The 12,939-nt window shown below is 50.5% G+C and carries 15 protein-coding genes; 5 read left to right on the top strand and 10 right to left on the bottom strand.

The features are described from left to right. The 3 genes from araG to OGW16_RS15670 all read right to left on the bottom strand — a co-directional run bounded on the left by araG (position 1) and on the right by OGW16_RS15670 (position 3,493). A complete protein-coding gene (araG, locus tag OGW16_RS15680; RefSeq protein ID WP_087051726.1) occupies positions 1–1,515 on the bottom strand; it encodes an arabinose ABC transporter ATP-binding protein AraG in 1,515 nt (504 codons plus the stop codon). A gap of 115 nt (positions 1,516–1,630) precedes the next feature. Then, complete coding sequence (locus tag OGW16_RS15675; RefSeq protein ID WP_043016753.1) at positions 1,631–2,620, bottom strand: arabinose ABC transporter substrate-binding protein; 990 nt, start codon at positions 2,618–2,620, stop codon at positions 1,631–1,633. Positions 2,621–2,935: 315 nt separating this feature from the next. Then, entirely contained in the window at positions 2,936–3,493 is a 558-nt protein-coding gene (locus OGW16_RS15670; protein ID WP_087052601.1) for a DJ-1/PfpI family protein, read from the bottom strand. A gap of 554 nt (positions 3,494–4,047) precedes the next feature. Between OGW16_RS15670 and OGW16_RS15665 the strand changes: the two genes are divergently transcribed. Continuing rightward, on the top strand, positions 4,048–4,551 hold the full coding sequence (locus OGW16_RS15665; protein WP_043016755.1) for a non-heme ferritin-like protein: 504 nt from the start codon (positions 4,048–4,050) through the stop codon (positions 4,549–4,551). Positions 4,552–4,689: 138 nt separating this feature from the next. Here the strand turns inward: OGW16_RS15665 and OGW16_RS15660 are convergent, their stop codons facing one another. After that, a complete protein-coding gene (locus tag OGW16_RS15660) occupies positions 4,690–4,941 on the bottom strand; it encodes a DUF2766 family protein (RefSeq protein WP_003034595.1) in 252 nt (83 codons plus the stop codon). Positions 4,942–5,070: 129 nt separating this feature from the next. Here OGW16_RS15660 and OGW16_RS15655 point away from each other — a divergent pair, with 129 nt between their 5' ends. Then, positions 5,071–6,492: an MFS transporter gene (locus tag OGW16_RS15655; protein WP_043016756.1), complete on the top strand. Its 1,422-nt coding sequence runs from the start codon at positions 5,071–5,073 to the stop codon at positions 6,490–6,492. A 33-nt stretch (positions 6,493–6,525) separates the two neighbouring features. Here the strand turns inward: OGW16_RS15655 and OGW16_RS15650 are convergent, their stop codons facing one another. Then, positions 6,526–7,164 (bottom strand): RpiB/LacA/LacB family sugar-phosphate isomerase, encoded by a 639-nt coding sequence (locus OGW16_RS15650; protein WP_043016757.1) that lies wholly within the window; start codon positions 7,162–7,164, stop codon positions 6,526–6,528. 268 nt (positions 7,165–7,432) lie between these two features. Here OGW16_RS15650 and yecR point away from each other — a divergent pair, with 268 nt between their 5' ends. Further along, positions 7,433–7,768 (top strand): YecR family lipoprotein, encoded by a 336-nt coding sequence (gene yecR, locus OGW16_RS15645; RefSeq protein ID WP_043016758.1) that lies wholly within the window; start codon positions 7,433–7,435, stop codon positions 7,766–7,768. Between the two features lie 192 nt (positions 7,769–7,960). After that, positions 7,961–8,458, top strand: coding sequence for a non-heme ferritin (gene ftnA / locus OGW16_RS15640; RefSeq protein ID WP_043016759.1), 498 nt, complete (start codon positions 7,961–7,963; stop codon positions 8,456–8,458). Between the two features lie 45 nt (positions 8,459–8,503). Here the strand turns inward: ftnA and OGW16_RS15635 are convergent, their stop codons facing one another. Beyond that, positions 8,504–8,743 carry a YecH family metal-binding protein gene (locus tag OGW16_RS15635; protein ID WP_043016760.1) on the bottom strand — a complete coding sequence of 80 codons (240 nt, stop codon included), beginning with the start codon at positions 8,741–8,743 and terminating at the stop codon, positions 8,504–8,506. Between the two features lie 225 nt (positions 8,744–8,968). On the opposite strand from OGW16_RS15635, the gene tyrP reads away from it, so the two are divergent. Continuing rightward, positions 8,969–10,180 carry a tyrosine transporter TyrP gene (gene tyrP / locus OGW16_RS15630; protein WP_043016761.1) on the top strand — a complete coding sequence of 404 codons (1,212 nt, stop codon included), beginning with the start codon at positions 8,969–8,971 and terminating at the stop codon, positions 10,178–10,180. Between the two features lie 27 nt (positions 10,181–10,207). Here the strand turns inward: tyrP and OGW16_RS15625 are convergent, their stop codons facing one another. The 4 genes from OGW16_RS15625 to OGW16_RS15610 all read right to left on the bottom strand — a co-directional run bounded on the left by OGW16_RS15625 (position 10,208) and on the right by OGW16_RS15610 (position 12,836). Beyond that, a complete protein-coding gene (locus OGW16_RS15625; RefSeq protein WP_286518612.1) occupies positions 10,208–10,873 on the bottom strand; it encodes a YecA/YgfB family protein in 666 nt (221 codons plus the stop codon). A gap of 208 nt (positions 10,874–11,081) precedes the next feature. Next, the gene (locus tag OGW16_RS15620) at positions 11,082–11,363 is read right to left on the bottom strand and encodes a heavy-metal-associated domain-containing protein (protein WP_043016762.1); all 282 of its coding nucleotides are present in this window, start codon (positions 11,361–11,363) and stop codon (positions 11,082–11,084) included. Next, on the bottom strand, positions 11,360–11,716 hold the full coding sequence (locus tag OGW16_RS15615; protein WP_043016763.1) for a mercuric transporter MerT family protein: 357 nt from the start codon (positions 11,714–11,716) through the stop codon (positions 11,360–11,362). Before OGW16_RS15615 ends, OGW16_RS15620 begins: the two co-directional genes overlap by 4 nt. Beyond that, positions 11,694–12,836, bottom strand: a complete 1,143-nt coding sequence (locus tag OGW16_RS15610; RefSeq protein ID WP_043016764.1) for a transglutaminase-like domain-containing protein — start codon at positions 12,834–12,836, stop codon at positions 11,694–11,696. Before OGW16_RS15610 ends, OGW16_RS15615 begins: the two co-directional genes overlap by 23 nt. Between the last annotated feature and the right edge of the window lie 103 nt (positions 12,837–12,939).

The following is a 12,939-nucleotide window of genomic DNA, read 5'->3' as shown; positions in this document are numbered from 1 at the left end:
TCAGGCTACAGCCTGGCTGACTTTAGGCATAGCAAGGCTCAAGGCCTGGCGCTCATCCGCCTGTTCATGAAGCAACTCACCGGCAATTTCGCCCTCTCTCATCACCACGATACGATCGGCGACACCGAGCACTTCTGGCAGGTCACTGGAAGCAAACAGCACGGCCACGCCGCGCGCTGCGAGGGCATAAATCACGTTATAAATTTCATGCTTGGCACCTACATCAATGCCGCGTGTAGGTTCGTCAAGCAAAATCACCTTCATCTCTTCCGATAACCAACGGCCAAGGATAGCCTTCTGCTGATTACCGCCGGAGAGGTTCATAATCAGCTGCTCCGCGCCCGGCGTTTTAATATTGAGTGAGCGAATATGGTGATCGGCATTGGTCTCTTCCCAGCCGTTGTTGATCACGCATCCGCCCAGAACATGTTTACGACGGGCGCTAATGTTGATGTTGTTACGCACCGAATGGACCGGAATGATCCCTTCCGCTTTGCGGTCCTCCGGGCACAGCATCATTCCCGCTTCAATGGCATGGCTCGGTTTACGAATATCAATAGGCTGCTCATCAATAAACACCTGGCCTGCCGTGATGCGTGTGCCGCCAAACAGTCCTTTCATCAATTCGCTACGCCCGGCGCCTACCAGGCCAAACAATCCGACAATTTCACCGCTGCGTACCGATAAACTGATCGGCGTACGCACACCGGGAGCTTTGACCTCATGCAAACGCAGCCGCTCTGCGCCATACGGTCTGGATTTCCATCCATAAATATCACCGAGGTCGCGTCCAACCATCGCCTGCACCAACGCATCGTGATCGACCTGCTGCATATCCGTGAACGTTGTGACGTAATGCCCATCTTTAAACACGGTGATGGCATCGCTGAGAGCAAAAATTTCCTCCATACGGTGCGATACGTACAGGATGATGCGTCCTTCGTTGCGCAGCTCACGGATGACGCGAAACAGATTCTCAATTTCGCGTGCAGACAGGGAGCTGGTCGGTTCATCAAACGCGATAATTTTGGCATTACGCGCCAGCGCTTTTGCTATCTCCACCATCTGCCATTGACCGATGGAGAGATATTTCAATGGCGTGTCGGGATCGATATCCATGCCCAGATGCTTAAGCTGTAGCCCCGCTTCATAGTTCAGCAGCGAGCGATTTACAATCCCGCCTTTGTGCGGCAACTGGCCTAAATAAATATTCTCGGCAACGGTCATTTCCGGGACGAGATGCAGCTCCTGGTAAATAATGGCGACACCGGCGTTGAGCGCGGCCGTGGTGTCTGCAAACGAAACTTCCTGTCCGCGGATCGTCAAAGATCCCGTCGTTGGCGCATAGTTACCGCTGAGAATTTTTAAGAGTGTTGATTTTCCGGCGCCATTTTCGCCCATCAGCGCATGCACCTGACCGGCGTAACAGTCGAAACTGATATCCGTAAGCGCTTTAACGCCCGGGAATGTTTTGCCAATGCCGCGGAATGAGAGATACGGGGTAGACTGTTGCATAACGTCTCCGTGAGTCAGATCTTTAAGCCGGATGGCGGCTTTGCCTCATCCGGCCTTCTGAGGACGCGATTCGTAGGCCGGATAAGACGCTTTGACGTCGCATCCGGCATTTATGTTACTTACCGCCTAAGCCTTTCTTCGCCAGCTCTTCTTTGAAGTTATCGCGGGTAATCAGCACCACATCCGTCACTTCAGTAAACGCCGGTGGCTCTGCACCTTTCGTTACCCAGTTGTAAAGCATTTCACTTGATTTGTAGCCGTGAACGTCCGGGCTTGGCAGCAGTGAGCCGTAGAACCCGGTCGCTTCGCCTTTGGACAGTTCACTCACGGCATCAACGCCATTAATACCGATACCAATTACGTTTGGCGCTTTGAAGCCCTGCCCTTCAGTCGCACGTACGCCGCCCAGCACGGTGTTGTCGTTCATGCCGACAATCAGCCAGTGTTTGACTTCAGGATGTTGAACCAGCATGGAGTTAGCGGCATCGAATGCACCGGGGATATCATTTGATTTTGTTGGAACCTGGTAGATCTGTTTTTCCGGGAAGCCTGCGGCTTTAAGCGCTTCCATTGAACCTGACGTACGGCGACGCGCGGTATCAAGTTCGTTGGCGGTAATGGCCATGACGGCGCTGGATTTCACATCCCAACCGCGCTTTTGCATCTCCTTATACAGCTCCTGGCCCTGGCGCTCACCAATTTTGGTTGCAGCCATCATCACCAGCGGCACGGTATCCATCGGCTTACCTTTGGCGTTGGCAAACTGGTCATCGACGGCAATGACTTTCATATCGTAGCCTCGCGCCTTAGCCATAATGGCAGGCCCGAGTTTGGGGTCCGGCGTACAAATCACAAACCCTTTTGCTCCACTTGCAGCCAGGCTGTCGATGGCATTGAGGGTTTTCTCACCATCCGGGACGGCAATTTTAATCACCTCAAAACCAAGGTCTTTACCGGCTTTATCGGCAAATTTCCATTCAGTCTGGAACCACGGTTCTTCCGGCTGTTTGACCAGGAAACCGAGCTTCATGGATTCAGCGATAGCGGATTGTGACATAATGGCAGCCAGACCGATGGCAGCCAGCGCTTTAGTGAATTTGTGCATGGTTAACTCCAGCTTTAACGTTCTTTTATGTAGGGTAAAATCAGACGATTTTTTGTAATTCGGACGTAAAACAAGGCATTACCTTTTATTGATAAGATCAATGCCAGTGCTGAGAGTATTTTTAGCGGGAAATTGATTCTCCATAAGAGAGCGGCATCACACCACAGAATTACAGTAATTGCGTACATAAATTCAGCGGGAAATGACATAAAAAAACGCGATTTTGTCGACGGGAAAAAAGAGAAATAGCAGATTAGTCCATAACGTCAGCCAACGAATCCTTGTTCCCGAATACCGAAGCATTCGGGAAAATGATTACCATCGATAATAAATATGGTCAGCGTGATCGCGAACCGGAATGTCATCTCCCAGCAGACGTGCCGAAAGTGTTAATGCAAAATCAAAAATATGCCCCAGCCCTTTGCCGCTAATCAGATTGCCATCTTCAACTACCGGCGCATCAATATATTCTCCATCCGTGACGTTTTGCCACAGATCTCCCGAGCACACGTAGCGACGTCCTTTCAGCAGGCCGTTGCCGCCCAGCACGCGCGCAGCCGCAGAACACACCGGACAAATGAGTTTCCCCGCCTGATCATGTCGGGCGACAAACTGGATGACCGTCTCACTGGCAGCAAGATTAACGCTGCCCTGCGGCCCGCCGGGCAGCACGATGGCGTCGTAGAGATATGCCTGGCGCGCGGCCAGCGTACTGTCTGTCACCATCGGTACGTCATGATAACTCACCACTGCACGTGACTCTGCACAGGCCAGCGTTTCGACTTCGATATTCAGACGACGCAGAATATCAATGGTAACAATCGCCTCCGCCTCTTCAAAACCAGGTGCCAGCAGCACCGCAACCTTCTTCATATGTAACTCCTCGCGTTATCCAAATTCACAACACAATTAATGACGAATAGTTCAGGCCGTTAATTTTCTTAATTTGATTAAAACTGATCTGGCGCAAAAAATTAGTCATCAGATAATTAGTACAGATTCAGCCCAATCGTGAAATTGCTTCACAACATGAGCAGATAATCATCAGGTGCCAGACAATACCTTATTGTGGAAATTAATTTTGTGATTTAAAACACCATTTCATTATTGAAGAGTGTGTTTAATGGCATAAATATCAATTCGTTATATTCATATCACCTATATGCCAAAACGGCAGAAGCACAAGTACTGTTATGACAATATGTAAAAAAACATAAATACACGGATTTAAGGATTTTCTTATGTCATAGCAAGCGTTATGCTGAATCTCGATCGGGAGCGAATATAATTCGTGATCACTAAAGGACCGGCGGAACGGATTTATTCTGCTAACAGTTTTAATTGTACGTAGAGGTGAAGTGCAGCGGCAGCCCGCTGTACTGGCGTTAGTAACGTACATTCCCCTTTCTGGAAATAAGGATATTGATATGGCTGCAGTTGGAATTGTTCATAAACTCAACACGCAAATGAACCTCGAGTTCTACGCATCGAATCTTTACCTGCATCTGAGCGAATGGTGCTACGAGCATAGCCTGACGGGTACCGCCACGTTTCTTCGCACTCAGGCACAAGGTAACGTGACTCAAATGATGCGGATGTTCAATTTTATGAAAAGTGCCGGGGCTAACCCCATCGTCAAGGCCATTGATGTTCCGGGTGATGAACTGACTTCCCTTGAAGAATTGTTTCAGAAAACGCTGGATGAATATCAACAGCGCTCGAGTAGGCTCTCACGTTTAACCAATGAAGCAGAAGCGTTAAACGATGCGCCAACCATCGATTTTCTTCACGACCTGGAAAAAGAGCAGCAGCAGGATGGCGTGCTGTTACAGACGATACTTGACGAAGTCCGCAGCGCCAAACGCGCGGGGCTGTGCATGGCGCAAACCGATAAGCACTTGCTCAACGTCGTGAATTACCAGCATCACTAATCTTCAGTTTTCAAAGCGTTAATGCCGGATAGTAATGTGATGCGCCTTATCCGGCCAACCTCTGATTTTCCCTATGCACGCGCCTCCATTCTGCGAGGCGCAAAAAAACCTTTCTAAAACCTGAAACAACGGTTTATTTTAGTGGGATTCATTCTGCGGCGTGAATTTCAGCTCGATCAAGGCAACCGCTTTTTGTATTGCGCGCATAGTGACCGGATCGGCACCTGCAGGATGGCTGGAAAAATCGATGCTTTTCAGCTGGCTGGACATTTTTTCCCGAACTTCTACTGGGGCAATAACATCAAGAACATCCAGAATTTGCTTGATTACCAGTTGACAGGCAACAACGTCCGAGAGCAGTTCCTGATCGGCATTCAGTGTTTGGGACATGGTGAGCTCCTTATTGAAAGGTCGTCATAGTACCCATTCAGCGCTCGAAACGATAGCCGCCCACGCATAACGAATGCGTTGGAAATAAAAATAGTTCCAGTCAGTTTCTTTTGAGATGGCAAGCACAACATGAGTGAACAGTTAGCGGTCGAGAACAAACGCGGTCTTTCACCGGCGGCATTACTTGTTGCCGGGGCTTTCTTTATGGAATTTATTGACGGCACGGTGATTGCCACCGCCCTGCCTGATATGGCTAAAAGCTTTGGTGTGCAGGCGGTAGACCTGAACATTGGCATCAGCGCCTACCTGATAACCCTTGCGGTGCTTATCCCCGCCAGCGGCTGGATTGCGGATCGCTTCGGTGCAAGAAAGGTGTTTACCCTGGCGCTGGCGATTTTCACCCTCGCGTCGGTTTTATGCGGTTTGTCCGAAAGCCTTGAGGGTTTTGTCGCCATGCGAATCTTGCAGGGCGTCGGTGGCGCATTAATGGTTCCTGTTGGCCGTCTTGCGGTACTGCGCACCACGCCTAAACATCAGTTGATCACCGCTATTGCCACCCTGACCTGGCCCGCATTAGTCGCACCGATCATTGGGCCTCCCCTTGGGGGATTCATTACCAGCTATGCCAACTGGCGTTGGATATTCTTTATTAACGTACCGCTGGGAATACTGGCGATCGCGCTGGCGCTAAGGTTTATCCCGGATATTCATGACGACGAGCGTCGTCCGTTTGATATAGCGGGTTTTATCGCGACCTCTGTTGCGATGGTAAGTCTGGTGTATGCCATGGAGTTACTGGGAACCCGGCAGCCGCAGGGCTGGCTAACCGCCGGGCTTCTGGCGCTAGGGACGGTGACCTTCCTTTTTGCCCTGCATCATTTTCGTCGTGCTACCTGGCCGATGATTCGTCTTGATGCCATGAGCGTCCCAACTTTTCGCGTCACCATGTACGGCGGGTCGCTGTTTCGCGCTTCTATCAGCGCGGTGCCATTTCTGCTGCCGTTAATGTTCCAGGTCGGTTTTGGCATGAATGCTTTTCATGCAGGCTCGCTGGTACTGGCGGTTTTTGTGGGCAATCTGACGATAAAACCTGCCACTACGCCGTTAATACGCTGGCTCGGCTTTAAGAGACTGCTATTAATCAATGGTGCGCTTAACGTCCTGGCGCTGCTGGCCTGCGCATTAATTACGCCACAGACTCCCGTGTGGGTTATTTTGCTGGTGTTGTATCTGGGCGGCGTATTCCGCTCAATTCAGTTTACCGGCGTCAGCACGCTTGCTTTTGCGGATGTCCCCGCGTCACAAATGAGCTACGCCAATACGTTGTTCAGTACGGCAACACAATTAGCGGTAGGCTTAGGCATTTCATTGGCCGCTATCGGGATACGTATCGGCGATGAGGTGAGTAAGTGGCTGACATTGGGGAATATTCCAGGAATCAGTTTCCGGCTGGCCTTTGTCGCTATTGCCATTATTTGCCTGGTCGGCATGGTGGATACGCTGCGGCTTGCCCGTGATGCAGGAAGCGCGGTGTCTGATAAGAACAGATAGCCCGACAGGTGAACATCGCCGGGCCAACAGGGTTTAGCCAATTATCTCGCGAACAAACGCTTCGATCGCTTTGTCCTGGCAGTTGTCAAAGAAACACTGCTGGAAGCGCGGACCCGATACGGCGGTTTTCACCAGCTCAGGATCGATAGCGCGCAGCGTATCCAGATAGTTTTCTTTTACCACCGCCGCTTTCACCTGGTTCAGAATACCGGCGTTACGCACCTGTGGTTCTTTACGCTCAGGCGGATAACCCTCGCCGTTACGACCAGTGAACGCTTTTTCAAACATATAGCGCACATTTAACTCAGCGCCCCAACCAAAACCTTTGGCGAATGCCAGAGAAAGCGCGTTACCGTTGTTGATCTGAGAGAATAAGAACGCGTCAGCCGGATCAAGACAGTAACCACACACCACGCCCGGATGAATATTCAGCGACATCATTGCCCCCTGACCCGTACCGCAACCCGTGACAACAAAATCCACGGCTTTGGAATTGAGCAGGATGCTGGCCATAATCCCTAAATGGATGTAGGTCAGATGATGGTCATTTTCGTCGCTCATCCCGACGTTGTACACTGGAAAACCTTTCTCATCCGCGACGGCTTTAAGCTCGTTATGAATGATGGCGTTTTTGCTTGCCTGGCTGTTTTCCATCATCAATGCAATTTTCATTCTGTAATCTCCTGAATGCGCTGCGGGGACCCGCAGAAAGTCATAACATTCAGGCCACATTACTATTTTGCAAACTCACTTTCAAATTTAATGAAATTTTGTTTTATAAAATAATGAAGTGCTCACATTTTTCCTTCGAAAGCTGAGAATGGCCTCAAGAAATTGACGTCGTTGCGATTAATCGCAGGTGATTTTCAGGTTATTCAAGCCATTGATACGTCAACACGTATGCCATGATAGCCTATCTCCGAACTTTCAGAGCGATCACATGAAGACCTTTATCCTTGCCCTTTTGCCGCTCGTGCTGACAGGATGCACTATAACTAAACAGGCGCAGGTCAGTGAAGCCAGCGCCATCACCGGCGTGGTTCGCCTGACCTACAACCAGGCCATGTTACAGTCGGCGCGTACCGATGACTACGTTACCCAGGGGACAGCCACCAAAGAGTGTCAGCGCCTGGGTTATGCCAGCGCAATGGCGTTTGGTCAGCCGGTGTCAACCTGTAGCCTGTACGCCGGTTCTTTGTGCTTAAATACCAAAATCACCCTCGCCTGGCAGTGTCACGGCGTCGCGGTATCACCATCCACTTCCTTTAATTATTAATATTTTCGACCAGCACATTATTGCTGGTCTTCTGCCTTCTCGTTATTTATTCTCCGATTAATATCGTTAATGCGTTTTATTCCCATTCGCATTTTTAATAAATAAATTTATTATTTTACCTTTTGCAAATAATTAAATAACAAATTATAGTGGCGCCACGTCAATATATAATAACGTTTGTGGAGCAGAACCATGCTGAAAACAGAAATGATCGACCAACTGAATGAGCAGATGAACCTTGAATTATATTCTTCTCTGCTCTACCAACAGATGAGCGCGTGGTGCAGCTATCACAGCTTCGAAGGTGCCGCTGCGTTTTTGCGCCGTCACGCCCAGGAAGAGATGACGCATATGCAGCGTCTGTTTGACTACCTGACCGATACCGGCAGCTTGCCGTGTATTAATACCGTCTCTTCCCCTTTTGCTGAATATGCGTCTCTGGACGAATTGTTCCGTGTCACTTACGAACACGAGCAACTGATCACCCAGAAAATTAATGAGCTGGCACACGCGGCAATGACTCACCAGGATTACCCGACGTTTAATTTCCTGCAATGGTATGTTGCCGAGCAGCATGAAGAAGAGAAATTATTTAAATCTGTTATTGATAAGTTATCACTGGCAGGGAAAAGTGGCGAAGGTCTTTATTTCATCGATAAAGAACTGGCTACGCTTGATACACAGAATTAATGTCTCTGGGTAATGAAGGCAACCCGCCATCATTACCCGTGACAATTAGTGACGGCAGATCTTGCTTTCGTGCGTAGAGAAGCCGTCTTCTTGTGCAATAAACTTTCCCTTCGCCGCTAAAAACGCCACCAGCTCGGCTGCCGTCATATCCGCAGCAGAACAGGTGTGAAAACGCGCCTGCTCGCCAAACCGTGCCGTAATCGCCGCCTCAAGGCTGGCATTCGAATACTGCTCGCCAGATTCAATCATCATGTTGAGCACTTCGTGACCGTGAATAGATTCCATACTACCTCCTCAATAAAGTCCGTAGCCTAATGTGAACCGCACGGCGCTGCTTTGCGCTAACGCAGGTTTAGTCGCAGATAAATGTCATTTGTCATACATCTTAAGGCGCGAAGTATCGTAAAGATTAATGTACATACATTGTAACGGTGATTTGACGAAAATAGCGTTTTGCCTTAACCTGCGCCGCAGATATAACCGTTGATTATCTCTGGGACAGAGGAAAGCGTGAAAAACAGAACCCTGGGTAGTATTTTTATCGTGGCGGGAACCACGATTGGTGCCGGTATGTTGGCAATGCCGCTGGCTGCGGCAGGCGTGGGGTTTAGCGTCACGCTGGTGTTGTTAGTGAGTCTTTGGGCGTTGATGTGCTACACCGCGCTGTTGCTGCTTGAAGTGTATCAACACGTACCGGCTGATACCGGGCTGGGTACGCTGGCAAAACGTTATCTTGGTCGTTACGGACAATGGGTAACGGGTTTTAGCATGATGTTTTTAATGTACGCGCTGACGGCGGCGTATATCAGTGGCGCGGGTGAATTGCTGGCTTCCAGCATCAGCGACTGGACCGGAACAACTCTATCACCGACAACAGGCGTGCTGCTGTTCACCTTTGTTGCCGGTGGTGTGGTTTGCGTAGGAACCTCGCTGGTCGATCTGTTCAACCGTTTGTTGTTCAGCGCCAAGATAATCTTCCTGGTGGCGATGCTGGCTCTGTTGATGCCGCATATCCATAAAGTAAACCTGCTTACGCTACCGCTTCAGCAGGGACTGGCATTGTCCGCAATCCCGGTTATCTTCACTTCGTTCGGTTTTCACGGTAGCGTCCCCAGTATCGTCAGCTATATGAATGGCAACATCCGTAAACTGCGTTGGGTGTTTATCACCGGTAGCGCCATTCCACTGGTCGCTTATATCTTCTGGCAACTGGCCACGCTTGGCAGTATTAACTCGTCCACGTTCATGGGGCTGTTAGCCAACCACGCTGGCTTAAACGGTTTATTGCAGGCATTGCGTGAAGTCGTGGCTTCGCCGCACGTCGAGCTGGCGGTGCATCTGTTTGCCGACCTCGCTTTGGCGACCTCTTTCCTCGGCGTGGCGCTGGGATTATTTGACTACCTGGCCGACCTCTTCCAACGCCGTAATACCGCTGCGGGAAGAGTACAAACTGGCGTGGTGACCTTCCTGCCACCGCTGGCATTTGCACTGTTCTATCCGCGTGGTTTCGTCATGGCGCTGGGGTATGCAGGCGTTGCCCTGGCGGTGCTGGCGCTGCTCATTCCCTCGATGCTGGTCTGGCAGAGCAGAAAACAAAATCCGCAGGCTACCTACCGTGTGGCGGGCGGAGCTCCGGCGCTGGCGCTGGTATTTTTGTGCGGCATTGTGGTGATAGCAGTACAGTTTTCTATTGCTGCAGGACTACTACCGGAAGTGGGTTAAAACAAAAGGGGCTTTCGCCCCTTTCTGTTAATGCAAACAGCACTGCTTATATTTCTTGCCGCTACCACACGGACAAGGGTCATTACGCCCTACTTTGGCATCCACTTTTACCGGTATCTTGACCGGCGTTTCCTGGGGATGCGCCATCCAGTAAGCATGCAAATCCAACGCCGCCAGGCGAATGGCATCCACGCTCTCTTCAAACGCTTCTGGCGTCAGCTTCTCAACCACCGCAAAGTTCTCTTCCGTACCGTGCAGCGCAATAGCCTCAAGCGCAGGTTTTAACGTGTCTGGTAACGCGGACCAGTCTGACAAAGCAACGCCGCGCATATAGCCGAAGCACCACTCTTCAACGATGGTCAGTTCATGTTCGTCAATTTCACGTAAACCAAACAGCGGCTCAAACTGCTCAGGATATTCATCCAGACGGTCGGCCGTATCCGCCATATGTTGAAACGCCAGGTTCATGAAACGCGTCATTTCTTTTTCGGAGGACCAGCGAGGAACATACTGCGCGCCGCCCCAAATAGCGACCAGCCACTGCTCCGGTTCAATTTCATACGGAGAACTCAGCACCGCCGTCAGTAAACCATCCAGTTCTGATACATCCAGAATAGCCTTGTCCGTATTGTACTTAGTCAATACATCATCCAGCCATTCCAGTTCGCTCTCGTTTAATGGTCCCGTTTTCATAACGCTTTTCCTTAGTCAAAAAATCTTGCCTGTGATCATCCTACATGGCTGGAGGGATAACAGATACAAATGGGCATATGCGGCATCAGTTGCCGCCTGTTCAGGTTAACAGGAAACGAGGGGAATTCCGGTAGTTAACGCACAAAAGAGAACACTAAGCCGCCGGGCATCATACCGGGAAAACACAATAAAACCACCCGCAGGTGGTTTACTGTTGCTCAATGCGGTTGAGCGTTGCGGTATAGCCTGTTTTCGCTACAGCATTTAGTAAAGTATCGGTTGGGAAACCTTCTGGCACGATCGCTTCTGCCTGCCGGGTTTTTAGGGAGGATTTTGCTTTTATCACGCCGTCGGTTTCACGCAGCGCCTGATTGACTGAAATAACGCATAGCGAGCAGGTCATATTTTGTATATCCAGCACCACTTTTTGATTGGTCGCCTGAGCCCACACCGGCAGCAGCAAACATACAACTAACGTGAAGATCTTCATTCAAATACCTCATAAAACCAGGCGACGAGCGTTGGGTAAAATAACACTGGCAAAATCAACGCCAGTGCGCACCAGTAGAGAATGCGCGCCTGCTTCAGCGTTAGCCATCCGGAGCACCACAACCGTTTGGAAAAATAGAGCCGCCAGAAGACCCGCAGCAATAAGCCCAGGGACAGCAGCATCAAAGGCATTCGCAAAAACTCAAACCGGGTGAAAACAGCAAAGCTTGCCGCAGAAATACCAAACAGCAGGTAGAGCAGCGGTCCAATACAGCACAAGCCCGCGGTGACGGCAGCCGCAGCGGCCGTCAACAGGGTGAGTCCCGCCCCTTTAGCGTTGTTCTGTGGCGACATAGCTGTAGGAGAACGCTTTAGGATCATAGAAATTGATCGGGTCGCCATCGACTTCAGCGTAAGGATAGCCAAAGTTGTTCATGGCTCCCTGCTCCGTTGCCGGATACAACTCGAAATCACGCCCGTAGTTGAATCCAACCCAGTTCATTTCCCAGTTACCAAACAGGTAAGTGTTTACCGCCTGGACATCGGCGTCCTGATGCGATTTTTTCTCTGCCAGACGCATTTTGGTCACGTCAGCGGGATCGCACGGTAACCAACCGTAACCAGCAAGATAGAATTCGGCTCGGCAATGTTGTCCACCGCTCACATCGGCGACGCCTGCACCGTCTGCTTTGCCAAAAGCGCTTTTCGAGTAACGTTCGAGTTTATTGGCTTTGCCCAGACGGATGCCAAACAGTTCGCGCGCCGGAATACCGCTGGCCCGCGCCAGAGCCACAAAAACGGAGCTCATGTCGGTGCATTTTCCTTTGAGCTTACCGCTTTTTAAGATCTCCGCCACATCCCCCGTGCCGCAGCCAATGACGTCGTTATCGCGCTCCATATGGCTGCTGACCCATTCGTAAATCAGGCGCGCTTTTTTCAGCGGATCCTGCTCATTACCGGTGATTTTACGCGCAGTTTCCAGAACAAGCCCATCAACTGGGGTATGTGCTGTTGGCAACAGATACGGTTTTACATCCAGCGGGTAAATAATCTGCTCGGGTGCCTGCCAGGTTTTCAGCGCATCCTGCTTCAGAGGTTCCCAGTCGGCGGTTTCAATGTCGATATCAACGTTAATCAACAATTCGCCCTGCGAGTCAGGCCAGGTGGCAAACAGCGTTTTCGCACCATAGGTATTATTGGTGGTGACGTATGCTTGCTTAAAGTTTCCGCTAAAGGCAAGCGCCGTCATTTGTTGAAATGCGGTATCTACCGGCAGCGGGATCCACAGTTTCACTACGCCGCTCGATCCCTTAGGAGGATTGAGTTTATACGTTTGAGATAAGACAAAACGTCGACGAGCGACTGGCGCAACGGATGGCTCAGCGGCACGGACCGTCTGACTAATGACGGCAGGACCGACTAAACCGGCGGCGGAAAGGAGAACGCTATTTTTGAGAAACTGTCGACGTTGCATTGCTGTCTGTCCATGTTGTAAGAGTTGAGCTACGGCTAAATGGGAAGCCGCATGCGATCATCACAGCAGACAGAGGCTGGCATAATAAGGCGAGTCGATGGAG

Origin of the sequence: Citrobacter sp. Ce104 (assembly GCF_030334595.1) — a bacterium.
GTDB classification, from domain to species: domain Bacteria; phylum Pseudomonadota; class Gammaproteobacteria; order Enterobacterales; family Enterobacteriaceae; genus Citrobacter; species Citrobacter europaeus.
This window is presented reverse-complemented; position numbering and strand designations above follow the sequence as displayed.